The sequence below is a fragment of the Aeromicrobium wangtongii genome, from assembly GCF_024584515.1.
GTDB lineage: Bacteria > Actinomycetota > Actinomycetes > Propionibacteriales > Nocardioidaceae > Aeromicrobium > Aeromicrobium wangtongii.
Genome location: NZ_CP102173.1, coordinates 1407781 through 1432342 on the forward strand (window position 1 = coordinate 1407781; position 24562 = coordinate 1432342).

General features: G+C 69.6%; 24 protein-coding genes and 1 tRNA gene. 19 read left to right on the plus strand and 6 right to left on the minus strand.

Annotated elements, in window-relative coordinates; all coding sequences use genetic code 11:
* Positions 1 to 32: 32 nt before the first annotated feature.
* The 7 genes from NQV15_RS18200 to NQV15_RS07135 all read left to right on the plus strand — a co-directional run bounded on the left by NQV15_RS18200 (position 33) and on the right by NQV15_RS07135 (position 4855).
* Positions 33 to 836: an ABC transporter ATP-binding protein gene (locus NQV15_RS18200; protein ID WP_404801328.1), complete on the plus strand. Its 804-nt coding sequence runs from the start codon at positions 33 to 35 to the stop codon at positions 834 to 836.
* Positions 833 to 2695 (plus strand): ABC transporter ATP-binding protein, encoded by a 1863-nt coding sequence (locus NQV15_RS07110; protein WP_232399127.1) that lies wholly within the window; start codon positions 833 to 835, stop codon positions 2693 to 2695. The genes NQV15_RS18200 and NQV15_RS07110 overlap by 4 nt, the downstream gene beginning before the upstream one ends.
* A gap of 13 nt (positions 2696 to 2708) precedes the next feature.
* Positions 2709 to 3047: a phosphoribosyl-AMP cyclohydrolase gene (gene hisI, locus NQV15_RS07115; protein ID WP_404801321.1), complete on the plus strand. Its 339-nt coding sequence runs from the start codon at positions 2709 to 2711 to the stop codon at positions 3045 to 3047.
* Positions 3044 to 3622: a Trp biosynthesis-associated membrane protein gene (locus NQV15_RS07120; protein WP_232399128.1), complete on the plus strand. Its 579-nt coding sequence runs from the start codon at positions 3044 to 3046 to the stop codon at positions 3620 to 3622. The genes hisI and NQV15_RS07120 overlap by 4 nt, the downstream gene beginning before the upstream one ends.
* Before the next feature lie 91 nt (positions 3623 to 3713).
* Positions 3714 to 3917 (plus strand): HGxxPAAW family protein, encoded by a 204-nt coding sequence (locus NQV15_RS07125; RefSeq protein WP_232399129.1) that lies wholly within the window; start codon positions 3714 to 3716, stop codon positions 3915 to 3917.
* Positions 3918 to 3956: 39 nt separating this feature from the next.
* Entirely contained in the window at positions 3957 to 4424 is a 468-nt protein-coding gene (locus NQV15_RS07130; protein ID WP_232399130.1) for a DUF4190 domain-containing protein, read from the plus strand.
* Positions 4425 to 4426: 2 nt separating this feature from the next.
* Positions 4427 to 4855: a DUF2752 domain-containing protein gene (locus NQV15_RS07135; protein ID WP_232399131.1), complete on the plus strand. Its 429-nt coding sequence runs from the start codon at positions 4427 to 4429 to the stop codon at positions 4853 to 4855.
* Positions 4856 to 4857: 2 nt separating this feature from the next.
* Here NQV15_RS07135 and NQV15_RS07140 read toward each other — a convergent pair whose 3' ends face one another.
* Both NQV15_RS07140 and NQV15_RS07145 read right to left on the minus strand, forming a co-directional pair.
* On the minus strand, positions 4858 to 5154 hold the full coding sequence (locus NQV15_RS07140) for a hypothetical protein (RefSeq protein ID WP_232399132.1): 297 nt from the start codon (positions 5152 to 5154) through the stop codon (positions 4858 to 4860).
* Positions 5151 to 5588: a DUF4190 domain-containing protein gene (locus NQV15_RS07145; protein ID WP_232399133.1), complete on the minus strand. Its 438-nt coding sequence runs from the start codon at positions 5586 to 5588 to the stop codon at positions 5151 to 5153. The genes NQV15_RS07140 and NQV15_RS07145 overlap by 4 nt, the downstream gene beginning before the upstream one ends.
* Before the next feature lie 104 nt (positions 5589 to 5692).
* Between NQV15_RS07145 and trpC the strand changes: the two genes are divergently transcribed.
* The 9 genes from trpC (at position 5693) to pyk (ending at position 18427) form a co-directional block, all read left to right on the plus strand.
* Entirely contained in the window at positions 5693 to 6499 is an 807-nt protein-coding gene (trpC, locus tag NQV15_RS07150; protein WP_232399134.1) for an indole-3-glycerol phosphate synthase TrpC, read from the plus strand.
* 64 nt (positions 6500 to 6563) lie between these two features.
* Positions 6564 to 7790: a tryptophan synthase subunit beta gene (trpB, locus tag NQV15_RS07155; RefSeq protein ID WP_232399135.1), complete on the plus strand. Its 1227-nt coding sequence runs from the start codon at positions 6564 to 6566 to the stop codon at positions 7788 to 7790.
* Positions 7787 to 8587, plus strand: coding sequence for a tryptophan synthase subunit alpha (gene trpA, locus NQV15_RS07160; RefSeq protein WP_232399136.1), 801 nt, complete (start codon positions 7787 to 7789; stop codon positions 8585 to 8587). Before trpB ends, trpA begins: the two co-directional genes overlap by 4 nt.
* A gap of 2 nt (positions 8588 to 8589) precedes the next feature.
* Positions 8590 to 9465, plus strand: a complete 876-nt coding sequence (gene lgt, locus NQV15_RS07165) for a prolipoprotein diacylglyceryl transferase (RefSeq protein ID WP_232399137.1) — start codon at positions 8590 to 8592, stop codon at positions 9463 to 9465.
* A 31-nt stretch (positions 9466 to 9496) separates the two neighbouring features.
* Positions 9497 to 10231 carry a VIT1/CCC1 transporter family protein gene (locus NQV15_RS07170; protein ID WP_232399138.1) on the plus strand — a complete coding sequence of 245 codons (735 nt, stop codon included), beginning with the start codon at positions 9497 to 9499 and terminating at the stop codon, positions 10229 to 10231.
* Between the two features lie 50 nt (positions 10232 to 10281).
* Positions 10282 to 10713, plus strand: coding sequence for a universal stress protein (locus NQV15_RS07175; RefSeq protein ID WP_232399139.1), 432 nt, complete (start codon positions 10282 to 10284; stop codon positions 10711 to 10713).
* A gap of 184 nt (positions 10714 to 10897) precedes the next feature.
* Positions 10898 to 15421 (plus strand): glutamate synthase large subunit, encoded by a 4524-nt coding sequence (gltB, locus tag NQV15_RS07180; RefSeq protein ID WP_232399801.1) that lies wholly within the window; start codon positions 10898 to 10900, stop codon positions 15419 to 15421.
* Positions 15414 to 16880 (plus strand): glutamate synthase subunit beta, encoded by a 1467-nt coding sequence (locus NQV15_RS07185; RefSeq protein ID WP_232399140.1) that lies wholly within the window; start codon positions 15414 to 15416, stop codon positions 16878 to 16880. The genes gltB and NQV15_RS07185 overlap by 8 nt, the downstream gene beginning before the upstream one ends.
* An 89-nt stretch (positions 16881 to 16969) precedes the next feature.
* Positions 16970 to 18427 carry a pyruvate kinase gene (gene pyk / locus NQV15_RS07190; RefSeq protein ID WP_232399141.1) on the plus strand — a complete coding sequence of 486 codons (1458 nt, stop codon included), beginning with the start codon at positions 16970 to 16972 and terminating at the stop codon, positions 18425 to 18427.
* A 47-nt stretch (positions 18428 to 18474) separates the two neighbouring features.
* Here the strand turns inward: pyk and NQV15_RS07195 are convergent.
* Positions 18475 to 18560: transfer RNA gene (locus NQV15_RS07195), tRNA-Leu, on the minus strand.
* Between the two features lie 32 nt (positions 18561 to 18592).
* Here NQV15_RS07195 and NQV15_RS07200 point away from each other — a divergent pair.
* From NQV15_RS07200 to NQV15_RS07210, 3 genes are all read left to right on the plus strand, one after another.
* Positions 18593 to 19222 carry an ANTAR domain-containing response regulator gene (locus tag NQV15_RS07200; RefSeq protein ID WP_232399142.1) on the plus strand — a complete coding sequence of 210 codons (630 nt, stop codon included), beginning with the start codon at positions 18593 to 18595 and terminating at the stop codon, positions 19220 to 19222.
* Positions 19223 to 19406: 184 nt separating this feature from the next.
* Positions 19407 to 20660 (plus strand): ABC transporter substrate-binding protein, encoded by a 1254-nt coding sequence (locus NQV15_RS07205; RefSeq protein ID WP_232399143.1) that lies wholly within the window; start codon positions 19407 to 19409, stop codon positions 20658 to 20660.
* Positions 20661 to 20907: 247 nt separating this feature from the next.
* Positions 20908 to 21810, plus strand: a complete 903-nt coding sequence (locus NQV15_RS07210) for a hypothetical protein (RefSeq protein WP_232399144.1) — start codon at positions 20908 to 20910, stop codon at positions 21808 to 21810.
* Between the two features lie 67 nt (positions 21811 to 21877).
* Here the strand turns inward: NQV15_RS07210 and NQV15_RS07215 are convergent, their stop codons facing one another.
* From NQV15_RS07215 to NQV15_RS07225, 3 genes are read right to left on the minus strand one after another with little or no spacing between them, the layout of a single operon-like run.
* On the minus strand, positions 21878 to 22660 hold the full coding sequence (locus NQV15_RS07215) for an ABC transporter ATP-binding protein (protein WP_232399145.1): 783 nt from the start codon (positions 22658 to 22660) through the stop codon (positions 21878 to 21880).
* Positions 22657 to 23568, minus strand: coding sequence for an ABC transporter ATP-binding protein (locus tag NQV15_RS07220; protein ID WP_232399146.1), 912 nt, complete (start codon positions 23566 to 23568; stop codon positions 22657 to 22659). The genes NQV15_RS07215 and NQV15_RS07220 overlap by 4 nt, the downstream gene beginning before the upstream one ends.
* The gene (locus tag NQV15_RS07225; RefSeq protein WP_232399147.1) at positions 23558 to 24553 is read right to left on the minus strand and encodes a branched-chain amino acid ABC transporter permease; all 996 of its coding nucleotides are present in this window, start codon (positions 24551 to 24553) and stop codon (positions 23558 to 23560) included. Before NQV15_RS07225 ends, NQV15_RS07220 begins: the two co-directional genes overlap by 11 nt.
* Between the last annotated feature and the right edge of the window lie 9 nt (positions 24554 to 24562).

Sequence of the window (24562 nt, forward strand, 5' to 3'; positions counted from 1 at the left end):
GGGTCGACTCGGTGCTCCAGGAGCGCGGCTCGATGCCGTACGGCACGACCTCCCTGGCCGGATCGGGCGCCGTCACCCTCGACGTCCAGGACGTGACGTTCGGCTTCCCCGGCTCCGACAAGGACGTCCTGCGCCGCATCGACCTGCACGTCGCTCCCGGCCGGGTCGTGGCCGTCGTGGGCGCCACCGGCAGCGGCAAGAGCACCCTGACGTCGTTGCTCACCCGTCTCATGGACCCGCAGGACGGCAGCATCCTGCTGTCCCCGGCCGGCTCGGCGTCCGTGGACATCCGTGACCTGACCCACGACGAGCTCGCCGGTGCGATCGCCGTCGTCCCGCAGGGCACGTTCATGTTCGACGACAGCGTCCGCGAGAACATCACCCTCGGCGGCGACTTCAGCGACGAGGAGGTGTGGGACGCCCTGCGGACCGTCCAGGCCGCCGACTTCGTGGCCGCCCTGCCCCGTGGCCTGGACTCCCAGCTGGGCGAGCGGGGCACGACCCTGTCGGGCGGACAGCGCCAGCGGCTCGCCCTGGCCCGGGCGCTGGTGCGACGTCCCCGCCTGCTGGTGATGGACGATGCGACCAGCGCCGTCGACCCCGAGGTCGAGCAGCGCATCCTCAAGGCGCTCGCGGAGCGCACCGCGGACGGCGAGGGGCCCACGGTCCTGGTCGTGGCCTACCGCAAGGCCACGATCGCGCTGGCCGACGAGGTCGTCTTCCTCGACGACGGCGCCATCGCGGCTCGCGGCACCCATGACGAGCTGGTCGAGCGGTCGGCGGACTACCGCAACCTCGTCAACGCCTACGACCAGGCCCGCGAGGAGATGTCATGACCGTCACCGAGCCGGACATCCCGGAGATCGCGCAGAGCCGCCAGACCGGCATGCAGATCATCCGGCGCGGCCTCGCCCTGTCGCCGGCCATCAAGGACGGCCTGTGGGTGACGATCCTGCTGGCGGTGCTGAGCACCGTCGGCGGCTCGGTCGTGCCGATCCTGATCCAGCGCACGGTCGACTCCGGCCTCGGCGACGGGGGCGACGCCCGCCTGAGTGACATCGCCGGCTTCCTGACGATCGCCGCGTTCTTGATCCTGCTCACCGCCGGCATCGCCTACTGGATGCGCATCCGGCTGTTCGTCGCGAGCGAGACCGGCCTGGCGCAGATGCGCGTCGATGCGTTCCGGCACGTGCACGACCTGTCGATGCTGACGCAGAACTCCGAGCGCCGCGGCGTGCTGGTCTCGCGGGTGACGTCCGACATCGACCAGGTCTCCCAGTTCCTGCAGTTCACCGGCATCCAGATCGTCGTCAGCGCCGGCCAGATCATCGTCGCGACGATCATCATGGCCTACTACTCGTGGCAGCTGACGATCGTCGTGCTGGTGTGCTTCCTGCCGCTGGCGATCAGTCTCAAGTGGTTCGCGCAGCGGCTCAGCAACGCCTACGACACCGTCCGCCGCACGGTCGGCGAGATGATCGCGGTGATCGCCGAGCCCGTCGTCGGAGCCTCCGTCGTCCGCGCCCACGCGATCGAGCGTCGCACCCAGGACCGGGTCGACGCCGGCATCAAGGGCAACCTGGACGCCAACGTCAAGGCGCAGAAGCTCGTCGCCGTCACCTTCGCGTCATCGGGCGTCGCCGGTGGACTGGCCAATGCGGCCGTCCTCGCCTTCGGCGTGATCCTGGGGGTGGCCGGCGACCTGTCGATGGGCACCGTCATCGCGTTCGCCTTCCTGGTGGGCTTGTTCGTCGGACCGGTGCAGACCGCGACCCAGGTGCTGACCGACGCGCAGAACGCGATCGCGTCGTGGCGGCGGGTCATCGACCTGCTCGACACTCCCGCGGACGTCGTCGATCCCGGACCCGCCGGTGTCACCCTGCCGGAGGGATCGCTCGGAGCCCGCTTCGAGAAGGTCACCTTCGCGTACCCGGGCGGCCCGAACGTCCTGACCGACATCGACGTCGAGCTGACGCCGCGCCAGCGCATCGCGGTGGTCGGTGAGACCGGCTCGGGCAAGACGACCTTCGCCAAGCTGCTGACGCGGCTGATGGACCCCACCGACGGGGTCGTGCGCATCGGTGCCGGCGAGGGCACGTGGCCGGACATCTCGACGGTGTCGTTCGCCGACCTGCGCCACCACGTCCTGATGGTGCCGCAGGAGGGCTTCCTGTTCGACGCGACGCTGCGCGACAACCTGCTTTACGGACGCCGCGGCGCCACCGACCAGGAGCTGCTGGACGTCGTCGCCGACCTGGAGCTCGACGACTGGTTCGCGGGCCTGCCCCAAGGGCTGGACACCCGTGTGGGCCAACGCGGGGAGTCGCTGTCGGCGGGGGAGCGGCAGCTGGTGGCGCTGCTGCGCTCTGCCCTGGCCGATCCGGGCTTCATCGTCCTGGACGAGGCGACCAGCGCGGTCGACCCCCAGACCGAGCTGCGGGCCACCCGCGCCCTCGACCGGCTGCTGGACGGGCGCTCGAGCGTCACGATCGCGCACCGCCTGTCGACCGCCGAGAACGCCGACCGGATCCTGGTGTTCGACGCCGGCCGGCTCACCGAGGACGGCACGCACGCCGAGCTGGTCGACGCCGGCGGCGTGTACTCGCGCCTGCACGCCAGCTGGATCGCCCAGGCCTCGTTGTCGGGGCAGCGCCCCGCGGACCCGACGGCTTCGTCCGTCACTGGGCGGGCCTGAGACACTGGTGGGCGTGACTTCTCTCGACACCGCCATCGCCGCCCGTCTCAAGCGCGATGCCGCCGGCCTCGTGCCTGCCGTGGTCCAGGACGCGGAGACCCGCGACGTGCTCATGGTCGGCTGGATGGACGACGAGGCGCTGCGCCGCACGCTGGAGACCCGTCGCGGCACGTACTGGAGCCGCAGCAGGCAGAGCTACTGGGTCAAGGGCGAGACGTCCGGCCACGTCCAGGAGGTTCGCGAGGTGCGCCTGGACTGCGACGGCGACACGCTGCTGGTGCTGGTGGACCAGACCGGCCCGGCGTGCCACACCGGTGACCACACCTGCTTCGACGCGGATCGGTTGCTGTGACACCGCGGCGACTGTACGTCCCGGTGGTGCTGGCGACGCTGGCCACCGGAGGACTCGCATTCTTCGCTGCCGGACGGACCTGGGCCGAGGCCGACGTCCGGGCACAGGGGCTCGGGCACGCCACGATCAGCGTCAGTGGCGGCGACGCGCAGCCGCTGGTGCCGGCGCTGGCCGTGGTCGTGGTGACCGCCGCGCTCGCGATCCTCGCCGCAGGCCCGCGGATGCGACGCGTCATCGGCGTGCTGACGATGCTGGTGGCGGCCGCCGCGATCATCGCCGTCCCACGGTCGGGCACCGACGGCCTCCAGGACGCGGTGCGCTCGGCCGCGGAGGAGTCGCCGGCCTACACCGGCCCCGCGTCCCTCGGCAGCATCTTGTACGCGCCGTGGGACCTGGTCACGATCGCCGCCTTCGTGCTGGCGATCGCCCTGGGTGCCGTCACGCTGCGCCTGGCACCGCAGTGGCCGACGATGAGCAGCCGCTACGACGCGCCGGGCTCCCGGCCGGCGGCCAAGGACGACAGCGGCACCGAGATGTGGAAGGCGATGGACCGTGGGGACGACCCCACGGCCTGACGAGCCGTCGATGGCTGCGGGCGCGTTCGGACGCGCCGGCGGCACCCAGTAGTCTGGGCCCAGTTCCACCACCCCGAGGAGAGTTGTACCCATGCACGGATCATCGCCTGCCGCCTGGACCGGAGTCATCATGTGCCTGGTCGGCATCACCATCGGCGGCGTCGCCCTGATCCCCGACCCGAACTGGCTGTGGTTCACGATCGGTTGCGTCCTCACGCTCGCCTCCGGGATCGTCGGCTGGGGCATGGCTGCGGCCGGCTTCGGTGTCGACCGCGCCTCCGAGCACGGGCACTGACACCAGCTTCCCGAACCGTCCAGCCCTTGGGAGGGCGCCGTGAGCGACAGCCCGCAGTACCCCAGCTACCCGGGGGATGACAGCCCGGCCACCGGGTCCGACGAGGGGCGACAGCCTCCGCCGGGACACGAGCAGCCGGCCCCTCCGCCGTGGGGCCAGCAGGTGCCGCAGTACGGGCAGGTGCCACCGCCGGCGTACGGGCAGATGCCTCCCGGCTACGCGCAGCCCCCGCTGTACGGCTTCCCGGCGCCGCAGTACGTCCCGACGTCGACCAAGGCCGTGTTCTCACTGGTCCTGGGCATCGCCTCGATCGTGCTGTGCCTGGTGGGCGTGCTGATCGGACCGGCCGCGATCGTCTTGTCGGTCTATGCCAGCAAGGAGATCGACGCCCGGCCGCCCGGCACGATGAACGGCAAGGGCATGGCGACCGCAGGTCTGGCGACCGGCATCGTCGGCACGGCGATCTGGGGCCTGGTGTTCCTGCTCGCAGTCGTCGGGTCCGTCTAGCCGTGAGCACCTCCGCCCGGGCACGTCCGACGTCGACCGCCCGCGCCCTGCTGGCGCCGGCGCTCGCGGGCGGCCTGGGCCTGGCGGCGGCAGCGCTGCTGCACGTCCGCGACCCGCACGAGTCGGGCTCCTACGGGTTCTGCCCGTTCCTGTCGCTCACCGGGCTGCCGTGCCCGGGCTGCGGTGGCCTGCGCGCCGTCAACGACCTGACCAGGGGCGATCTGGTCGCCGCGGTGAGCAGCAACGCCCTGGCCGTCGTCCTCGTCCTGGCAGTCGGGATCGGGTGGGTCCTGTGGGTCGTCCGCCGCGCCACCGGCCGGCGGCGGCCGCCGATCACGATCTCGTGGTGGCTGGTCGCGGCGGGTGCGCTGGTGGTGGCGGTGTTCGGCGTGGTCCGCACGACCGCGTGGGGGTCATGGCTCGCGCCGTGAGCTCACCCCAGCAGCTGCAGCATCCCCCACAGGGCGACCGTCACGACCGCACCGCCGCCGATCATCAGGCCCATGACCGCCAGCGAGTCGCCCGTCTGCTGCCCCTTGGCCTCCACGATCTCGCGCCGGGCGTGCACCGCGCTGGTGACCGAGGGAAGGCCCAGCACGAGGCCGACGGCGGGCGACAGGTAGATGCCGGCGAAGGCCAGCACGCCGCACACGACGCTGTAGACCGCCTTGCGGTTGGTGACGACGCCGGCGGCCCCGGGCCCCGCATCCGGGGCCCCGGGCTCGCTCATCCCTCGACGTTGAAGTCGTAGTCGACGACGCCGGTCGCCAGCAGCACGACCGCCAGGAGGAACAGCGCCACCAGGACGAAGCCGGTGATGATGCCGGTCAGCGCCTGCCCCATGCCCTTCTGCGTGCCGTTGGAGCGGATGATCTCCCCGCGGGCGATGAAGCCCAGGACGATCGCCACGACGCTGCCGATGACCAGGAACCCGCAGAACAGGCCCAGCACGAGGCTCGCGATGCCCACGACCATCGACGCGGTGGCCTTCTGGTTGGTCTTCGGGGGTCCGGCCTGGCCGTAGCCACCGGGCGCGGGTGGGTATCCGCCCGGCGGGGGATAGCCGCCGGCAGGCGGATAGCTGCCCGAGGCGGGCGGCTGACTGCCGCCGACAGGCGGTGGCGTGGAATCGCCGGGATATGCGGGAGGCTCGTTGGTGGACATGTCCTGAGCATAGTGATGGTGCGACTTCGGAACCCCGCACACCGCCGGGTCCCGTCCCGGTTACTCTTGAGGCACACTCGATCGATTGCTGCGGAGGAGGGTCCATGTCAGTTCTCGACGACATCTTGGCCGGCGTGGCCCAGGACCTCGAAGCACGCATGGCGACGACGTCCCTGGACGACCTCAAGGAACGTGCCGCCCGTCAGCACCCAGCGCTCGACCCGATGCCGGCATTCCGCTCCGACGGCGTCTCGGTCATCGCGGAGGTCAAGCGGTCCAGCCCGAGCGAGGGGCAGCTGGCCACGATCAAGGATCCAGCCGCCCTGGCCGCTGACTACGCGGCCGGCGGCGCCGCCGCGATCAGCGTCCTGACCGAGGAGCGCCGTTTCGGTGGCACGCTGGACGATCTGCGCGCCGTGCGCGGCACGGTCGACATCCCGGTGCTGCGCAAGGACTTCATCACCACCTCCTACCAGCTGTGGGAGGCCCGGGCCGCCGGCGCCGACATGGCGCTGCTGATCGTGGCCGCCCTCGAGCAGATCGTCCTGGAGAGCCTCATCGAGCGGGCCCGGTCGATCGGACTGACGCCCCTGGTGGAGGTCAACGACGCCGAGGAGGTCAAGCGCGCTGCCGCCGCCGGTGCCGACCTGATCGGTGTCAACGCGCGCAACCTCAAGACCCTCGAGGTCGACCGGACGACGTTCGATCGCCTCTCGCCGCTGATTCCCGACACGGCCGTCAAGGTTGCCGCCTCGGGCGTCCGCGGGCCGCACGACGTCATCGACTACGCCAAGTCCGGTGCACACGTCGTGCTGGTGGGGGAGACGCTGGTCCGCGGCGACGACCCGCGAGCCTCGGTCGCCGACCTGGTCGCGGCCGGAGCGCACCCCGCCCTGCAACACCGGTGGTGACGGCGTCACCGCTGCGGCGGTGGCGCGCCTTCTTCCACCACCCGGCACTGACGACTGAGGACATATGACGTACGCGCAACCCGATGCCACTGGACACTTCGGACGATTCGGCGGGCGGTTCATGCCCGAGGCGCTGGTCGCGCCGCTGGACGAGCTGGACCGTGCCTGGACCGAGGCGAAGGCTGATCCCACCTTCATGGCCGAGCTCGACCGGATGCTGCGCGAGTACGCCAACATCCCCAGCCCGTTGTACGAGGCGCACCGGTTCTCCGAGGCCGCCGGCGCCCGCATCCTGCTCAAGCGCGAGGACCTCAACCACACCGGCGCCCACAAGATCCGCAACGTCATCGGCCAGGCCCTGCTGGCCAAGCGCATCGGCAAGCCCCGCGCGATCGCCGAGACCGGCGCGGGCCAGCACGGTGTCGCCTCGGCGACTGCGTGCGCCTACCTGGACCTGGAGTGCACGGTCTACATGGGCGAGGTCGACACCGAGCGCCAGGCGCTCAACGTCGCGCGGATGAAGATGCTGGGCGCCGAGGTCGTCTCGGTGACCAGCGGCAGCCGGACGCTCAAGGACGCGATCAACGAGGCCCTGCGCGACTGGGTCGCCAGCGTCGACACCACGTCGTACCTGTTCGGCACGGCGGCCGGTCCCCACCCGTTCCCCACGATGGTGCGCGACCTGACCCGTGCGATCGGCGACGAGGCGCGGGCCCAGACGCTCGAGCTGACCGGTGCGCTGCCGGACGCCGCCGTCGCGTGCGTCGGTGGCGGCTCGAACGCGATCGGTCTGTTCACGGCCTTCATCGACGACCCGGACGTCCGCCTGGTGGGCATCGAGGCCGGTGGTGACGGTGTCGAGACCACTCGCCACGCCGCGACGATCACCGGCGGCGACGTGGGAGTGCTGCACGGCGCCCGCTCGTTCCTGCTGCAGGACGAGGACGGCCAGACCCTGGAGTCGCACTCGATCTCGGCGGGCCTGGACTACCCCGGGGTGGGTCCCGAGCACTCGTATCTGGCCGACATCGGCCGGGCGTCCTACGTGCCGGCCACCGACGCTGCTGCCATGTCGGCCTTCGACCTGCTGTGCAAGACCGAGGGCATCATCCCGGCGATCGAGTCGGCCCACGCACTGGCCGGCGCGCTCGACCTGGCCAAGGAGCTGGGGCCCGATGCGACGATCCTGGTCAACCTGTCGGGGCGCGGCGACAAGGACGTGCACACCGCCGCGGAGTACTTCGGCCTGATCGATGCCCCGGTCGTGCTGCACGAGGGGGAGCAGGAATGAGCTCGTCGATCGATGCGCTGTTCGAGCGCACCCGCGCCGAGGGCCGCGCGGCTCTCGTGGGCTACCTGCCGGCCGGCTTCCCGTCCAAGGAGCTGTCGATCAAGGCCATCGAGGCCATGGTCGAGGGCGGCGTCGACATGGTCGAGGTCGGTCTGCCGTACAGCGACCCGGTCATGGACGGTCCCGTCATCCAGGCCGCCGCCGAGGCCGCGCTGGTCGCCGGCACCCGGCCGTCGGATGTCCTGGACGTCGTGCGGGCGAGCGCGGCCACGGGTGCGCCGACGGTCGTCATGACCTACTGGAACCCGGTCGAGCGCTATGGCGTCGACCGGTTCGCCGCCGACCTGGCGGCCGCCGGGGGAGCGGGCCTGATCACCCCGGACCTGATCCCCGACGAGGGGGCCGAGTGGGTCGCGGCGTCCCAGGCGCACGACCTGGACCGGATCTTCCTCGTGGCCCCCTCGTCGACCGACGACCGGCTCGCGATGACGGTCGACGCCGCCAGCGGATTCGTCTACGCCACCGCCGTGATGGGCGTGACCGGCGCGCGTGACCAGACCAGCTCGCTGGGCGAGGAGCTCGTGGCCCGGGTCCGCAAGGTCACCGACAAGCCGGTGGGTGTCGGACTCGGCGTCTCCAACGGTGCCCAGGCCCACGAGATCGCCGCCTACGCCGATGCGGTCATCGTCGGGTCCGCCCTCGTACGCTGTCTGCTGACGGCTACCGACGAGTCAGCAGGACTCGCCGCGATCCGCGCCCTGGCGCAGGATCTGCGGGCCGGGGTCGAGAGGAGCTGACGATGCTGGCGTACATCCCGAGCCCCTCCGAGGGTGTCTGGCACCTGGGCCCCCTGCCGCTGCGGGCGTACGCACTGGGCATCATCATCGGCGCGCTGGTGGCGATCTGGATCGGCGAGCGCCGGTACCAGGCCCGCGGCGGACGCGCCGGCCTGATCGGCGACGTCGCGATCTGGGCGATCCCGTTCGGCATCATCGGTGCCCGCATCTACCACGTCGCGACCGACCCCGAGCTCTACTTCGGTGAGGGACGCAACGTCACCGACGTCTTCTTGATCTGGAAGGGCGGCCTGGGCATCTGGGGCGCCGTCGCCGGTGGGGCGCTGGGTGCCTGGATCGCGTGCCGCCGCTACGGCGTGTCCTTCAGCGCGGTCGCCGACGCCGTCGCGCCGGGCCTGCTGGTGGCCCAGGCGATCGGCCGGATCGGCAACTACTTCAACCAGGAGCTGTTCGGCAAGCCCACCGACCTGCCGTGGGCCCTGGAGATCGATCCGGAGAACCGCCCCGCCGGCTACCTGGACTCCGCGACCTTCCACCCCACCTTCTTGTACGAGCTGCTGTGGAACCTGGCCGCTGCGGCGCTGATCATCGCGATCGACCGCAAGGTCAAGCTGACCGGCGGTCGCGCCTTCGCCCTGTACGCGATGCTCTACACGTCCGGACGCGTGTGGATCGAGTCGCTGCGCATCGATGCCGCCAACCACATCGGCCCGTTCCGGCTCAATGTGTGGACCTCGATCATCGTGTTCGTGCTCGCGTTGATCTACTTCATCGCGGCCCGGCGACGGACGCCATCGGCCGAACCGGCCCCGGGCGCCGATGACGACTCCTCGGTCGTTGCGATCGACGAGCCCGGGACAGGGCCCTCGGACCGTTGAGCGTGCAGCCGGACCGGCATAGGTTCGTGGCATGAGCGATGCGGAGCAGCCGCTGCCCGATCCCGGCGTCGTCCAGCACGAGCACCCTGACGTCACGGGCGGCTGGCTCCGGCCGGCGGTCTTCGGCGCCATGGACGGCCTGGTCTCGAACTTCGCCCTGATGATGGGCGTGGTGGGCGGCAGCTCGGGCTCCGGCACCAAGCCGGTCGTGCTGGCCGGTCTGGCGGGCATGGCCGCGGGCGCCTTCTCGATGGCGGCCGGCGAGTACACCTCGGTCGCGAGCCAGCGGGAGTTCGCGCTGGCCCAGGTTGACATCGAGCGCAACGAGATCCTGCACAACGAGCCGGCCGAGGAGGCCGAGCTCGCCGCGATGTTCATGGAGAAGGGCGTCGACGAGGGCACGGCCCGCGAGATGGCCCACGAGGTGCACCGGGACGCCGAGAAGGCCGTCCGCGTGCACGCGCGCGAGGAGTTCGGCGTCGACGTCGACGACCTCGCGTCGCCCATGCTGGCGGCGATGTCGTCGTTCTTCGCCTTCGCCGTCGGCGCGATCATCCCGCTGCTGTCGTACCTGGCCGGCATCGAGTCCGCGTGGCCGGCGATCATCCTGTCGTGCCTGGGCCTGTTCGGGTGCGGTGCGCTGGTCACCCGCATGACCGCCCGCAACTGGCTGTTCGGCGGCTCCCGCCAGCTGGCGCTGGGCGGCGCGGCCGCCGTGCTGACGTACCTGGTGGGCGAGGCCGTCGGCGCCTCGGCGCTGGGCTGACACGGCACCTCGCCATCGGTACGCTGTGGGTCGATTCCCAGGAGACCCATATGCCCAAGATCATCCTCGTCGGCGTGGACGGAAGCGACAGCTCCCGCAAGGCCGCATCCGTGGCCGCCGAGCTCGCCGCCGACTCCGGCGCCACGCTGCACGTCCTGACCGCGGTCGACCCGCACCGTCCGGCCGTCACGGAGGACCCCGCGATGCTCGGCGACGTGCGTCGTCTGACGCCCGGTGAGGAGGCCGAGGCCATCGCCGCCGAGATCGCCGGGACGCTCAAGGGCGTCACCCCGCGCATCGAGAGCAGCCCCATCCAGGGCAAGCCCGCCGATGCCCTGGTCGAGGAGGCCAAGCGGCTCGGTGCCGACCTGATCGTCGTAGGCAACCGCCGGGTGCAGGGCCTCGGGCGCATCCTGGGCAGCGTGGCGACCGATGTCGCACACCACGCCCCGTGCGACGTCTACATCGTCAAGACGTTCTGACGCACGCCCCGCCGGGCCGCCTCGGCGGGGCCGTGTAATCTTGTGATGCTGTCCGAGGCCAACGTCGTCCCCGGTGCGATTTTTCGTGACCACTGATGACGTGAGAAAGGCCTCCAGCATGCGCGTCCAGCCACATTCTGCCCAGCTCCGGCCCCAGAAGGCGCAGTCCTTCAAGCCGCAGTCCATGGTGCCTGCCGCCCAGGGTCTGTACGACCCGGCCAACGAGCACGATGCCTGCGGTGTCGCCTTCGTGGCGACGCTGACCGGCGTCGCGAGCAACGACATCGTGGCCAAGGGCCTCACCGCCCTGCGCAACCTGGACCACCGCGGTGCGGTGGGCGGCGAGCCGGAGACCGGCGACGGCGCCGGCATCCTGATCCAGGTCCCCGACAAGTTCCTGCGCGGCGTCGCGGACTTCGAGCTGCCCGAGCCCGGTGCCTACGCGTGCGGCATGGCATTCCTCCCGCTGGACGCCGAGCATGCCGCCGAGGCACGCACCGCCGTCGAGGCGATTGCCGCCGAGGAGGGCCTGACGGTCCTCGGCTGGCGCGACGTCCCGGTCAACCCCGAGATCCTGGGGACGATGTCCCGCGGCGCGATGCCGTCGTTCGCCCTGATGTTCGTCACCGGGGCCGACCAGAAGCGCACGGGCATCGAGCTGGACCGCGTCACCTTCGCGATGCGCAAGCGCGCCGAGCACGAGCTCGGGGTGTACTTCCCGTCGCTGTCGAGCCGCACGCTGGTCTACAAGGGCATGCTGACGACCGAGCAGCTCGAGGGATTCTTCCCCGATCTGCTGGACGAGCGGATGGAGTCGGCCCTCGCGATCGTGCACAGCCGGTTCTCGACCAACACCTTCCCCAGCTGGCCGCTCGCGCACCCGTTCCGCTTCGTCGCGCACAACGGTGAGATCAACACCGCCCGCGGCAACCGCAACTGGATGCGGGCGCGTGAGGCGCTCCTGGAGAGCGACCTGATCCCCGGTGACATGAAGCGGCTGTTCCCGATCTGCGATCCGCAGGGCAGCGACACCGCCTCGCTCGACGAGGTGCTCGAGCTGCTGCACCTGGGCGGTCGCACCCTGCCGCACGCGGTCATGATGATGATCCCCGAGGCGTGGGAGAACGACGCCGACATGGATCCCGCCCGCCGGGCCTTCTACGAGTTCCACTCCTCGGTCATGGAGCCGTGGGACGGTCCCGCGGCCGTCTGCTTCACCGACGGGACCCAGATCGGCGCCGTCCTCGACCGCAACGGTCTGCGCCCGGGACGCTTCTGGGTCACCGACGACGGCCTGGTCGTGCTGGCCTCGGAGGCCGGCGTCCTGGACCTGGACCAGAAGTCCATCATCCGCAAGGGCCGCCTCGAGCCGGGCAAGATGTTCCTGCTGGACCTCGACGAGCACCGCATCATCGAGGACCACGAGATCAAGGACACGCTGGCCTCGGAGCACCCGTACGACGAGTGGCTGTACTCGGGCCTCGTGCGGTTCGAGGACCTGCCCGACCTCGAGCACATCGTCCACACCCACGCCTCGGTGACCCGCCGCCAGCAGGTCTTCGGCTACACCGAGGAGGAGCTGCGCCTGCTCATCGCGCCCATGGCGCGGGCCGGCGCCGAGGCGATCGGCTCGATGGGCACCGACACGCCCATCGCGGCGATCTCGGACGGTCCGCGCCAGCTGTTCGACTACTTCTCGCAGCTGTTCGCCCAGGTCACCAACCCGCCGCTGGACGCCATCCGCGAGGAGGTCGTCACGTCGCTGGCCGGCACGATCGGCCCCGAGCGCAACCTGCTGGCTCCCAGCCCGGCGTCGTGCCGCATGCTGCAGCTGCCCTTCCCGGTGCTCGACAACGACGAGCTGGCCAAGATCCGGCACATGAACAAGGACGGCGACATGCCGGGCTTCTCGGTGCACGTCGTCCGCGGCCTCTACCAGGTCGACGGCGGGGGAGCGGCGCTGAAGGCCAAGCTCGACGCGATCTGCGCCGAGGTGTCCGAGGCCATCGCCCAGGGCGCCCGCATCATCGTGCTGTCCGACCGCCACTCGAACGCCGACCTGGCGCCCATCCCGTCGCTGCTGCTGACCGGAGCCGTGCACCACCACATGGTGCGCGAGAAGCTGCGCACGCAGGCCGGTCTCATCATCGAGGCCGGCGACGTGCGCGAGGTCCACCACGTCGCGCTCCTGATCGGCTACGGCGCGACGGCCGTGAACCCGTACCTCGTCCTGGAGTCCGCCGAGGACCTCGCGCGCGAGAAGGTGTTCGTGGAGGGCGTCAAGCCCGCCCAGGCGCTGCGCAACGTCCGCTACGGGCTGGGCAAGGGCGTCCTGAAGGTCATGAGCAAGATCGGCGTCTCGACGGTCGCGTCGTACACCGGCGCGCAGATCTTCGAGGCGGTCGGCCTGTCGCACGAGATCATCGACGCCTACTTCACCGGAACCTCCTCCAAGCTGGGCGGCGTCGGACTGGACGTCCTGGCCGAGGAGGTCCGCTCGCGGCACCTGAAGGCGTACCCGACCCGCGGCATCGCAGGTGGCCGCCGTCAGCTCGAGACCGGCGGCGAGTACCAGTGGCGCCGCGGCGGCCCGGAGCACCTGTTCGACCCCGAGACGGTGTTCCGCCTGCAGCACTCGACCCGCACGGGCTCGTACGAGATCTTCAAGCAGTACACGTCCCGCGTCGACGACCAGTCCGAGCGGCTCATGACGCTGCGTGGGCTGTTCCGCTTCAAGGAGGGCCTGCGACCGGCCGTCCCGATCGAGGAGGTCGAGCCGGTCTCCGAGATCGTCAAGCGGTTCTCGACCGGTGCGATGTCGTACGGCTCGATCAGCCAGGAGGCGCACGAGACCCTCGCGATCGCGATGAACCGCCTCGGCGGCAAGTCCAACACCGGTGAGGGCGGCGAGGACCCCGAGCGCCTGTACGACCCCGAGCGTCGCTCGTCGATCAAGCAGGTCGCCTCGGGACGCTTCGGCGTGACGTCGGAGTACCTGACCAACGCCGATGACATCCAGATCAAGATGGCCCAGGGCGCCAAGCCCGGTGAGGGCGGCCAGCTGCCCGGCCCCAAGGTGTACCCGTGGGTCGCCAAGACGCGGCACTCGACGCCCGGTGTCGGCCTCATCTCGCCCCCGCCGCACCACGACATCTACTCGATCGAGGATCTCAAGCAGCTCATCCACGACCTGAAGAACGCCAACCCCGCGGCACGCGTGCACGTCAAGCTCGTGTCCGAGGTCGGCGTCGGCACGGTCGCGGCGGGCGTGTCCAAGGCCAAGGCCGATGTCGTCCTGATCTCCGGCCACGACGGCGGAACGGGCGCCTCGCCCCTGACCTCGCTCAAGCACGCCGGCGGCCCGTGGGAGCTCGGCCTGGCCGAGACCCAGCAGACGCTGCTGCTCAACGGCCTGCGTGATCGCATCGTGGTCCAGGCCGACGGCCAGCTCAAGACCGGTCGCGACGTCATCGTCGCGGCACTGCTCGGCGCCGAGGAGTTCGGCTTCGCGACGGCGCCGCTGGTCGTCAGCGGCTGCATCATGATGCGCGTCTGCCACCTGGACACCTGCCCGGTGGGCGTCGCGACGCAGAACAAGCAGCTGCGCGAGAAGTACTCCGGCAAGGCCGAGTACCTGGTCAACTTCTTCACGTACATCGCCGAGGAGGTGCGCGAGCACCTCGCAGCGCTGGGCTTCCGGTCGATCGAGGAGGCCGTCGGCCACGCCGAGGTCATCGACGTCGATCGTGCGGTCCACCACTGGAAGGCGGACGGGCTCGACCTGTCGCCGATCCTGCACGTGCCGGAGCTGCCCGAGGGGGCCGCGCTGCACAACACCACGACGCAGGACCACAGCCTGGACAAGGCGCTGGACAACGAGCTCATCGCGCTCAGCGCCGATGCGCTGGAGAACGGCGAGCCGGTGCGGGCGCAGCTCGAGATCCGCAACGTCAACCGCACCGTCGGCACGATGCTGGGCCACGAGCTGACCAAGCGCTACCGCGGCGAGGGCCTGCCCGAGAACACGATCGACCTGACGTTCCTCGGTTCGGCGGGTCAGTCGTTCGGCGCCTTCGTGCCCAAGGGCATCACGCTGCGGCTCGAGGGCGATGGCAACGACTACGTCGGCAAGGGCCTGTCGGGTGGACGCATCGTCGTCCGGCCGCCGCGCGACGCCCAGTTCACCGCCGAGTCGCAGATCGTGGCCGGCAACGTGATCGGCTTCGGCGCGACCAGCGGGGAGATCTTCCTGCGCGGCAAGGTGGGCGAGCGCTTCTGCGTCCGCAACTCCGGCGCCAGCGCCGTCGTCGAGGGCGTGGGCGACCACGCGCTGGAGTACATGACCGGTGGTCGCGTCGTGATCCTCGGCCCGACCGGTCGCAACGTCGCGGCCGGCATGAGCGGCGGCTCGGCGTACGTCCTGGACCTCGAGACCAAGCACGTGAACACCGACATGGTGGAACTGCGGGCCGTCGAGGGCGAGGCAGCAGTCCAGCTCGAACGTCTGGTTCATAAGCACTTCGAGGAGACGGGCTCGGCGGTCGCCGAGCAGCTGCTCGAGCACTGGGAGCAGTCCCTGACCCGATTCACCGAGATCATGCCGGTCAACTACCGGCTGGTGCTCGAGGCGCGAGACGCCGCCGAGGCCGAAGGCCTGTCCGAGGAAGACACCACAGCACGCATGATGGAGGTGGCCGCACGTGGCTGATCCCAGAGGTTTCATCACGACGCCCCGCAAGGTCGCCGAGCGGCGTCCCGTCGAGGAGCGCATCAACGACTGGAACGAGGTCTACCCCGGAGGTCCGGGCCGCGCGCTGCTGCCGATCATCTCCGAGCAGGCCGGACGCTGCATGGACTGCGGCATCCCGTTCTGCCACAACGGCTGCCCCCTGGGCAACCTGATCCCGGAGTGGAACGACCTGGTCTGGCGCGACGACTGGGACGAGGCGCTCGACCGTCTGCACGCGACCAACAACTTCCCGGAGTTCACCGGGCGGCTGTGCCCCGCGCCGTGCGAGACCGCCTGCGTCGTGGGCATCAACCGCGATGCGGTCACGATCAAGAACGTCGAGGTCTCGATCATCGACAAGGCCTGGGACGACCGCAGGGTCCGCCCGCAGCCGCCCGAGTGGCTGACCGGCCGGACCGTCGCGGTCGTCGGCTCGGGCCCCGCCGGCCTCGCCGCCGCGCAGCAGCTGACCCGCGCCGGCCACACCGTCGCGGTCTACGAGCGTGACGACAAGCCCGGAGGACTGCTGCGCTACGGCATCCCCGAGTTCAAGATGGAGAAGATCCAGGTCGAGCGGCGCATCGACCAGATGGAGCGTGAGGGCACGGTGTTCCGCACCGGCGTCCAGGTCGGCGACAGCCTCACCGGTTCGCAGCTGCGCGACCGCTACGACGCGGTCGTCCTGGCGATCGGCGCGACCGTCCGTCGTGACCTGCCGGCACCCGGACGCGAGCTCGGTGGCATCCACCAGGCCATGGAGTTCCTGCCGCAGGCCAACCGGGCCGCGCTCGGCGAGCAGGTCGAGGGGCAGATCCTGGCCACCGACAAGGATGTCGTCATCATCGGCGGCGGCGACACCGGCGCCGACTGCCTGGGCACCTCGGTGCGCCAGGGCGCCCGCTCCATCACGCAGCTGGAGATCATGCCGAACCCCGGCACGGAGCGTCCCGGCCACCAGCCGTGGCCCACGTACCCGATGACCTACCGGGTCTCCTCGGCACACGAGGAGGCCGGCGACCGGGTGTACTCGGTCTCGACCAAGGAGTTCATCGGCGACGAGTCCGGCAACGTCAGCGCACTGCGCCTGGTCGAGGTCGAGTTCGTCGACGGCAAGCTCACCGAGGTCCCCGGGACCGAGAAGGACCTGCCGGCCCAGCTGGTGCTGTTCGCGATGGGCTTCACCGGCCCCGAGACCGAGGGCCTGGTCGATCAGCTCGGTGTCGAGCTCGACGAGCGTGGCAACGTCAAGCGCGACAAGTCGTACATGTCCAGCGTCGACGGCGTGTTCGTCGCCGGTGACGCGGGACGCGGTCAGTCGCTCATCGTGTGGGCGATCGCGGAGGGCCGCTCCGCTGCCGCAGGCGTCGACGCGTACCTGTCGGGGTCGACGACGCTGCCCGCGCCGATCCCCCCGACGGCCCGCCCGCTGACCGTCTGAGACGGATGGTTGCCGGCCTTTCTGAGTTTGTTGTGTGAAACGACAAAATTGACTGGCCGGTAACCACCCGCCCGAACTAGGGTGGAGAAGTGAGAAGAGCCAAGATCGTCTGCACCCTGGGTCCCGCCGTCGGAAACGCCTACAAGATCCTCAAGCTCGCCGAGGCGGGCATGGATGTCGCCCGGCTCAACATGAGCCACGGCGACCAGTCGGACCACGAGCAGAACTACGCGTGGGTGCGTGAGGCGGCCGATGCGACCGGCAAGGCCATCGCGACCCTCGCCGATCTCCAGGGCCCCAAGATCCGGCTCGGACGCTTCGCGGACGGGCCCGTGCACCTCGACGTCGGCGCGACCTTCACGATCACGACCGACGACATCCTGGGCGACGTCCACCGCTGCTCCACGACGTACAAGGGCCTGCCCGGAGATGTCAGCCCCGGGGACGAGATCCTCATCGACGACGGACGCATGCGGCTGCGCGCCACCGAGGTCACGGCCACCGACGTGGTCTGCCAGGTGGAGACCAACGGCCCGGTCAGCAACAACAAGGGCATCAACCTGCCCGGCGTGATGGTCAGCGTCCCGGCGATGAGCGAGAAGGACGTCGCCGACCTGCGATTCGCGTTGCGGCTGGGCGTCGACTTCATCGCCCTGTCGTTCGTGCGCTCGGCCGACGACTACGACGACGTCCGCAAGATCATGGACGAGGAGGGCATCGTCCGTCCCGTCATCGCCAAGATCGAGAAGCCCCAGGCGGTCGAGAACCTCGACGGCATCATGGGCGCCTTCGACGGGGTCATGGTGGCGCGCGGCGACCTCGGCGTCGAGCTGCCGCTGGAGGACGTCCCGATCGTCCAGAAGCTGATCGTGGAGAAGGCTCGCCGCAATGCCAAGCCGGTCATCGTGGCCACCCAGATGCTCGAGTCGATGATCTCCGCGCCGCGGCCCACCCGCGCCGAGGCGTCCGATGTCGCCAACGCCGTGCTGGACGGCGCCGACGCGGTCATGCTCTCGGGCGAGACCAGCGTGGGGGAGTACCCCATCCACACCGTGCACACGATGGCGCGCATCATCGAGTCCACCGAGGAGCACGGCCTGCCCCGCATGGCCGCGTTCACCTGGAAGCCCCGCACCAAGAGCGGCATCATCTGCCGGGCCGCGGCCGACTGCGCCGAGGCGGTCGACGCGCGCTTCGTCGTGGCGTTCACGACGACCGGCGACTCGGCCCGGCGCATGACGCGCTACCGCTCCCGCGTGCCGGTCATCGCCTTCACGCCCAGCGACCTGGTCCGGCGTCAGCTCGCGCTGAGCTGGGGCATCGAGACGTTCACGGTGCCCGAGGTCAAGCACACCGACGACATGGTGCTGCAGGTCGACAAGGCGCTGCTGGAGATCCAGCGCTGCAGCGAGGGCCAGCAGGTGGTCATCGTCGCGGGTGCGCCTCCGGGAATCCCGGGCTCGACGAACGCGCTGCGCATCCACAACATGGGCGATGCGATCAACGGCGTCGTGCCGGCCTATGCGGAGACCACCGTCTCGATCTGAGCCCGGACGGACGCCGCGGCGGGGAGTGCCCCCGGCGCGGCGTCCGCTGGTGCCGAGTGCGGGACTCGAACCCGCACGCCCTTTCGGACAACGGTTTTTGAGACCGTCGCGTCTACCATTCCGCCAACTCGGCTCGCCCCGATCGGAGCCGTATAACCTTCTCATGTGAACGACCTGAACCTGCCATCGGGATCTGCTCCCGCACCCCGTGTCGTGATCGCCGAGGACGAGGCGCTGATCCGCCTCGACCTGGCAGAGATGTTGGCCGAGGAGGGCTACGACGTCGTCGGGCAGGCCGGTGACGGCGAGGCTGCGGTGGAGCTGGTGACCGCGCTGCGGCCCGACCTGGTGGTCATGGACGTCAAGATGCCCAAGCTCGACGGCATCGCCGCCGCCGCGCTCATCGCCCGGGAACGCATCGCCCCGGTCGTGATGCTCACTGCGTTCAGCCAGCGCGAGCTGGTCGAGCGGGCCCGCGAGTCCGGCGCGATGGCCTACCTGGTCAAGCCGTTCACGAAGTCCGACCTGGTCCCTGCGATCGAGATGGCGCGCAGCCGGTTCGCCGAGATCGCCGCGCTGGAGCGTGAGGTCGGCGACCTCAGCGACAAGCTGGCGACGCGCAAGACGATCGATCGGGCCAAGGGCCTGCTGCAGGAGGCCCTCGACATCAGTGAGCCGGAGGCCTTCAGCTGGATCCAGCGCACCGCGATGGACCTGCGCTTGACGATGCAGCAGGTCGCGCAAGGGGTCATCGACCACGGGCCGAACCTGGCCTCGTCCGCCGAACAGCAGTGAAAAGTGCCCGTTCTGGAGGGTTACAAATCGGCTACTTAACACACCGGTCACACAACACCGGTGTAGATGACCCTGCGAAAGACTAAATTCGGACTAAGTACAAGCACTGTGGCGTGAGCCACGGGCTTTCTACATATCCGGAGGATTGATGAAACGCAGTACCACGACGATTCGCCTCGCTGCTGTGGCAGCTGCCAGCGCGCTCGTGCTCGCCGCCTGTGGCGGCAGCGACAGCGAGGGCGGCTCCGACGACAAGAAGGCCGCGGCTCCTGCCAACAAGGGTGACGGCACACTCACCATCGGTTCCCTCCTGCCCCAGACCGGCAGCCTGGCCTACCTCGGCCCTCCGGAGTTCGCAGGCGTCGACCTCGCGATCAAGGACATCAACGCCGCCGGTGGCGTGCTCGGCAAGGACGTCATGGGCGTCAAGGCCGACTCGGGCGACACCGACTCGGGCATCGCCCCGGCCGAGACCGACAAGCTGCTCAAGGCCAAGTCCGACGTCATCATCGGTGCTGCGTCCTCGGGCGTCTCGCTGACCGTCATCGACAAGATCCTGTCGGCCGGCGTCGTCCAGTACTCGCCCGCCAACACGTCGACGGCGTTCGACGAGGGCGACTACGGCAAGCCCGACCTGTACTTCCGCACGGCGCCGTCCGACATCCTGCAGGGTGCGGTCCTCGCCAACCTGCTGATCCAGGACGGCCGTCAGAACGTGGCGATCCTGGCCCGTCAGGACGCCTACGGCGAGACGCTGGCCAAGGAGGTCAAGAAGAACCTCGAGGATGCCGGTTCGACCGTGGCCGCCTCGGTGCTCTACAGCGAGAAGGACGGTCCGGGAGACACCCAGATCTCCGAGATCGCCGACGCCAAGGCCGACGCTGTCGTCCTGATCGCCTTCGAGGAGACCACGACGATCATCCCGAAGCTGATCCAGGCCGGAACCGGCCCGAAGGACGTCCCGACGTACTTCGTCGACGGCAACACGGCCGACTACTCGGCCAAGTCCAAGGTGCCGCTGCCCGCGGGCACGCTGAAGGGCACCAAGGGCACCATCCCCGGTGCTGACGCCGGCAAGGAGTTCAAGGACCGTCTCGCCACCGTCGACCCGAAGCTGACCGACTACGCCTACTCGGCGGAGTCGTACGACGCCGTCGTGACCTCGGCGCTCGCGGCCATCGCGGCCCAGAGCGACGCGGGTGCCGACATCGCGAAGGCACTGCCGGACGTGACCAAGGGCGGCGAGAAGTGCACGACGTTCGAGGCGTGCGCCGCGCTGCTCAAGGATGACCCGAAGACCGACATCGACTACGACGGCGTGTCCGGCGAGATCGAGTTCGGCAAGACCGGAAGCCCGACCTCCGCGTCGATCGGCGTCTACGAGTACAACGACAACAACGAGATCAAGGCAGTCGACTACATCAAGGGCACGATCTGATCCGGATCGCGCTCTCGGTCTGACCGACTGAGATCAACAGAGGGCCCCGGTGCTTCGGCACCGGGGCCCTTCTCCATCCGCCGACGAGTCACGCAGATCCGCCGACGAGTCGCGTAGGTCCCGCGGCGAGTCACCCAGGTCCCGCGGCGAGTCACCCAGGTCCCGCGGCGAGTCACCCAGGTCGGCTGACATCGGTCTGTGGACGACGACATCGCCAACGAGCACCGGACATCGGTTGTATGGCCTGATGATCAACGAGGGCAGGCCCTTCCTCTACAGCGAGCATGCTGCGCTCGGCATGACGAAGACCGGCATGCGGCAAGCGGTCGCGGACGGTGAGGTCGTCCACCTCATTGCCCGGGTGTACGCCGACGCGGGCGCGGACGACACGCGCGAGCTGCGGATCGCGGCTGCGAGCCGGGTGGTCCCGGCCCACGCGGTCTTGTGCGACGAGACAGCCGCCTGGGTCTGGGGACTGGACGTGCACCGGCCGACCGACAGGCACCGGTTCGAGCCGAAGTGGGTCGTTCCCCACGGCACCAGCCGTGCCCGGCTGGACGGCGTGACCTGCCGCCAGGCTCTGCTGGACGACGCCGACATCGTCGAGATCAACGGCCTTCGGGTGACCACGCCGCTGCGCGCGACGGCCGACCTGCTGCGCAAGCAGTGGCGTCCCTACGCCTTGGCCTCGGCGGACGCGATGGCGCACGCCGGCCTCGTACGTCCCATGGACGTCCGGGCGTACTTGGCCGAGCTGAAGGGGTACCGCGGAATCCGCCAAGCCCGGGTACTGGCTCGGTACATCGAGCCCAAGGCAGCGAGCCCGGGGGAGTCGTGGACCCGGTTGCGACTGGTCGACGCAGGTTTCCCGGTGCCGCGTGCGCAGGTCGAAGTCGTCGATGCAGCGGGCGGGCTCCGCTACCTCGACCTCGCGTACGTCAAGCGCCGCGTCGCGATCGAGTTCGACGGGCGGCAGTTCCACACGAGCGACGATGACCTGCAGCAGGACGAACACCGGCATGAACTGGTCGCGGCGATCGGCTACCGGATCGTCCGGGTTCGCTACGAGGGACTCTTCGGCAAGGACAACGCGTTTGAGCGCGAGGTCGGCGAGGTGCTCGGCATGACGCCCATCGCCCGCTGGTGGTGACTCGTCGCCAGATCTACGTGACTCGTCGGCGGATCTGGGTGACTCGTCGGCGGGCCCGGGTGACTCGTCAGGTGTTCTGCTGGCCGAGGGTGCCGAGGTAGAGCTCGATGACCTTGGGGTCGTTCATGAGCGACTTGCCGGTTCCGGAGTAGGCGTTCGTGCCGTGGTCCAGGACGTAGCCGCGGTCGCAGATCTGCAGGCATCGACGGGCGTTCTGCTCGACCATGATGACCGAGACGCCCGCCCTGTTGATGTTGCGGGTCTGCACGAACACCTCGTCCTGGAGCACGGGGGAGAGGCCGGCCGACGGCTCGTCGAGCAGCAGCACCGACGGATCCATCATGAGCGCACGCCCCATCGCCACCATCTGGCGCTCGCCGCCGGACAGCTGGCCGGCGCGCTGCTTGCGTCGCTCGCCGAGGCGCGGGAACAGGTCGGTGACGAAGTCGAACCGCTCCGAGAACTTCTTGGGCTCCTGGTAGCAGCCCATCTCGAGGTTCTCCTCGATCGTGAGGCTCGGGAAGACGTTGTTGGTCTGCGGGACGAACCCGATGCCCTTGCGCACGAGCTGATCGGCCCGCTGGTTGGTGATGTCATCGCCCTTGAGCTTGACGGTGCCGGTGTGGATCTTGACCAGGCCGAACAGCGCCTTCAGCAGCGTGGACTTGCCCGCGCCGTTGGGGCCGATGATCGCGACGAGCTCACCGGGCTGGCAGTACAGGTCGGCGCCGTTGAGGATGTTGACGCCCGGCAGGTAGCCCGCGATCAGGTTGTCGGCCCGCAGCACGGCGCCGTCGGCGTTGGCGAGGTGCTTCTCGCGCTCGGTCGTGGTGGTCGGGGTCTCGCTCATGGCTTGGGCTCCTCTGCCTCGAGCTCGGCCTCGGCTTCGGCCTCCAGCTCGTCGACGTCGATCTCGCTGATGTCGGTGTCGTGGTGTGCGCCGAGGTAGGCGTCGATGACCCGCTGGTCGGCCATGACGGCCTGGGGCGTGCCTTCGGCCACGATCTGCCCCTGGGCCATGACGATCACCCAGTCGGAGATGTCGCGGACCATGTCCATGTCGTGCTCGACGAAGAGCACCGACCGGCCCTCGTCGCGCAGCGACTTGACGTGCTCGAGCAGCGACTGCTTGAGCGCGGGGTTGACGCCGGCCATGGGCTCGTCGAGCATGATCAGCTCGGGATCGACCATGAGCGCGCGGGCCATCTCGAGCAGCTTGCGCTGACCGCCTGACAGCGATCCGGCGAAGTCCTCGCGCTTCTCGTCGAGCTTGAACCGGGCGAGCAGCTCGTCGGCGCGGGCGGTGTTGGCGTCCTCCTGCGCGCTCCACAGCCTTCGGAACGGGGCGGACCAGAAGCGTTCGCCGCGCTGGCCGGTCGCGCCGAGGCGCATGTTCTCGATGACGGTCAGCTTCGAGAGCACCTTGGTCAGCTGGAACGTGCGCACCATGCCCAGACGCGCGACCTTGTAGGCCGGGACGTTCGACAGCTTCTTGCCGTTGAACGCCCAGTCGCCGTGATCGGGCTCGTCGAAGCCGGTCAGCAGGTTGAACAAGGTGGTCTTGCCGGCACCGTTGGGGCCGATCAGCGCGGTGATGACACCGCGCTGGATCTCGATGTGCTCGACGTCGACGGCCTTGAGGCCACCGAACGTGCGCGTGATGTTGTCACCCTTGACGATCGGGTCGGGCTTGGGCGCTCCGGGCTCGTTGGGCACTCCGTCGAGTGCGGCGCGAGCGGCGCTGACGTCAGCGGGCATCGATTGCGATCTCCCTTCGGTCGCCGAAGATCCCCTGAGGACGGAAGATCATCAGCAGCATGAGCCCGAGGCCCAGGACGATGAAACGGACCAGGCTGGCCTGGGTGTCGGTCATGATGGAGGCGGGGATCAAGGGGTCGGCGCCGGACGTCGCCTGGCTGAAGAACGAGCCGAGACCTGCGATCAGGAACCAGAACAGGATAGATCCGATCACCGGGCCGAGCACGCGGGCGGCGCCGCCCACCAGCAGGGCGGCGTAGGCGTAGAACGTGAACGTCGTGTTGAAGTCGGTCGGCACGGCGGACGCCTGCTTGAGCACGTGGAAGATGCCGGCGATGCCGCCGAACACGCCGCCGAGGATCAGCGCCTGCATCTTGTAGGCGAAGACGTTCTTGCCCAGCGAGCGCACGGCGTCCTCGTCCTCGCGGATCGAGCGGAGCACGCGGCCCCACGGGCTGCGCATCAGCGACCACACGATGAGGCAGGAGATCGCGACGAGCGTCCAGCCGACCGTGATCGACCAGAGGTCGTTGCGGCTGAACGACACGACACCGAGGTCGAGCCCACTGTCGTAGGGGTTCAGGTTCTTGTACGTCGAGCTGAACCCGGTGAGGCCGTTCGAGCCGCCGAAGGTCTCCTTGGCCTCGACCGAGCCGAAGATGAGTCGCAGGATCTCGCTGGTCGCGATGGTGGCGATGGCGAGGTAGTCCGCGCGCAGCCGCAGCGTCGGGAAGCCGAGGATGATCGCCAGCAGCACGGTGGCTCCCAGCGCAATGAGGATGCCGACCCAGAAGTTCAGGCCCCAGGTGGTGACCGAGACGGCCAGGCCGAATGCGCCCACGGCCATGAAACCGGCCTGACCGAAGTTCAGCAGGCCCGTGTAGCCGAAGTGGACGTTGAGTCCGATCGCGGCAAGGGCGAAGACGATCGCCTGCGGCCCGAGGGCTGCGGAGAGGGCAGCGTCGATGAGAGTTCCGAAGTCCATGAGTGGCCC

What these genes read in the sequence shown, in the direction of transcription:
- NQV15_RS07225 (WP_232399147.1), bottom strand. Translation starts at nt 24,553, where the DNA reads ATGGACTTCGGAACTCTCATCGACGCTGCCCTCTCCGCAGCCCTCGGG.
- gltB (WP_232399801.1), top strand. Translation starts at nt 10,898, where the DNA reads ATGGTGCCTGCCGCCCAGGGTCTGTACGACCCGGCCAACGAGCACGAT.
- NQV15_RS07210 (WP_232399144.1), top strand. Translation starts at nt 20,908, where the DNA reads ATGATCAACGAGGGCAGGCCCTTCCTCTACAGCGAGCATGCTGCGCTC.
- NQV15_RS07215 (WP_232399145.1), bottom strand. Translation starts at nt 22,660, where the DNA reads ATGAGCGAGACCCCGACCACCACGACCGAGCGCGAGAAGCACCTCGCC.
- lgt (WP_232399137.1), top strand. Translation starts at nt 8,590, where the DNA reads ATGCTGGCGTACATCCCGAGCCCCTCCGAGGGTGTCTGGCACCTGGGC.
- trpB (WP_232399135.1), top strand. Translation starts at nt 6,564, where the DNA reads ATGACGTACGCGCAACCCGATGCCACTGGACACTTCGGACGATTCGGC.
- trpA (WP_232399136.1), top strand. Translation starts at nt 7,787, where the DNA reads ATGAGCTCGTCGATCGATGCGCTGTTCGAGCGCACCCGCGCCGAGGGC.
- NQV15_RS07220 (WP_232399146.1), bottom strand. Translation starts at nt 23,568, where the DNA reads ATGCCCGCTGACGTCAGCGCCGCTCGCGCCGCACTCGACGGAGTGCCC.
- NQV15_RS07140 (WP_232399132.1), bottom strand. Translation starts at nt 5,154, where the DNA reads ATGAGCGAGCCCGGGGCCCCGGATGCGGGGCCCGGGGCCGCCGGCGTC.
- NQV15_RS07170 (WP_232399138.1), top strand. Translation starts at nt 9,497, where the DNA reads ATGAGCGATGCGGAGCAGCCGCTGCCCGATCCCGGCGTCGTCCAGCAC.
- NQV15_RS07145 (WP_232399133.1), bottom strand. Translation starts at nt 5,588, where the DNA reads ATGTCCACCAACGAGCCTCCCGCATATCCCGGCGATTCCACGCCACCG.
- NQV15_RS07125 (WP_232399129.1), top strand. Translation starts at nt 3,714, where the DNA reads ATGCACGGATCATCGCCTGCCGCCTGGACCGGAGTCATCATGTGCCTG.
- NQV15_RS07175 (WP_232399139.1), top strand. Translation starts at nt 10,282, where the DNA reads ATGCCCAAGATCATCCTCGTCGGCGTGGACGGAAGCGACAGCTCCCGC.
- NQV15_RS07110 (WP_232399127.1), top strand. Translation starts at nt 833, where the DNA reads ATGACCGTCACCGAGCCGGACATCCCGGAGATCGCGCAGAGCCGCCAG.
- NQV15_RS18200 (WP_404801328.1), top strand. Translation starts at nt 33, where the DNA reads ATGCCGTACGGCACGACCTCCCTGGCCGGATCGGGCGCCGTCACCCTC.
- trpC (WP_232399134.1), top strand. Translation starts at nt 5,693, where the DNA reads ATGTCAGTTCTCGACGACATCTTGGCCGGCGTGGCCCAGGACCTCGAA.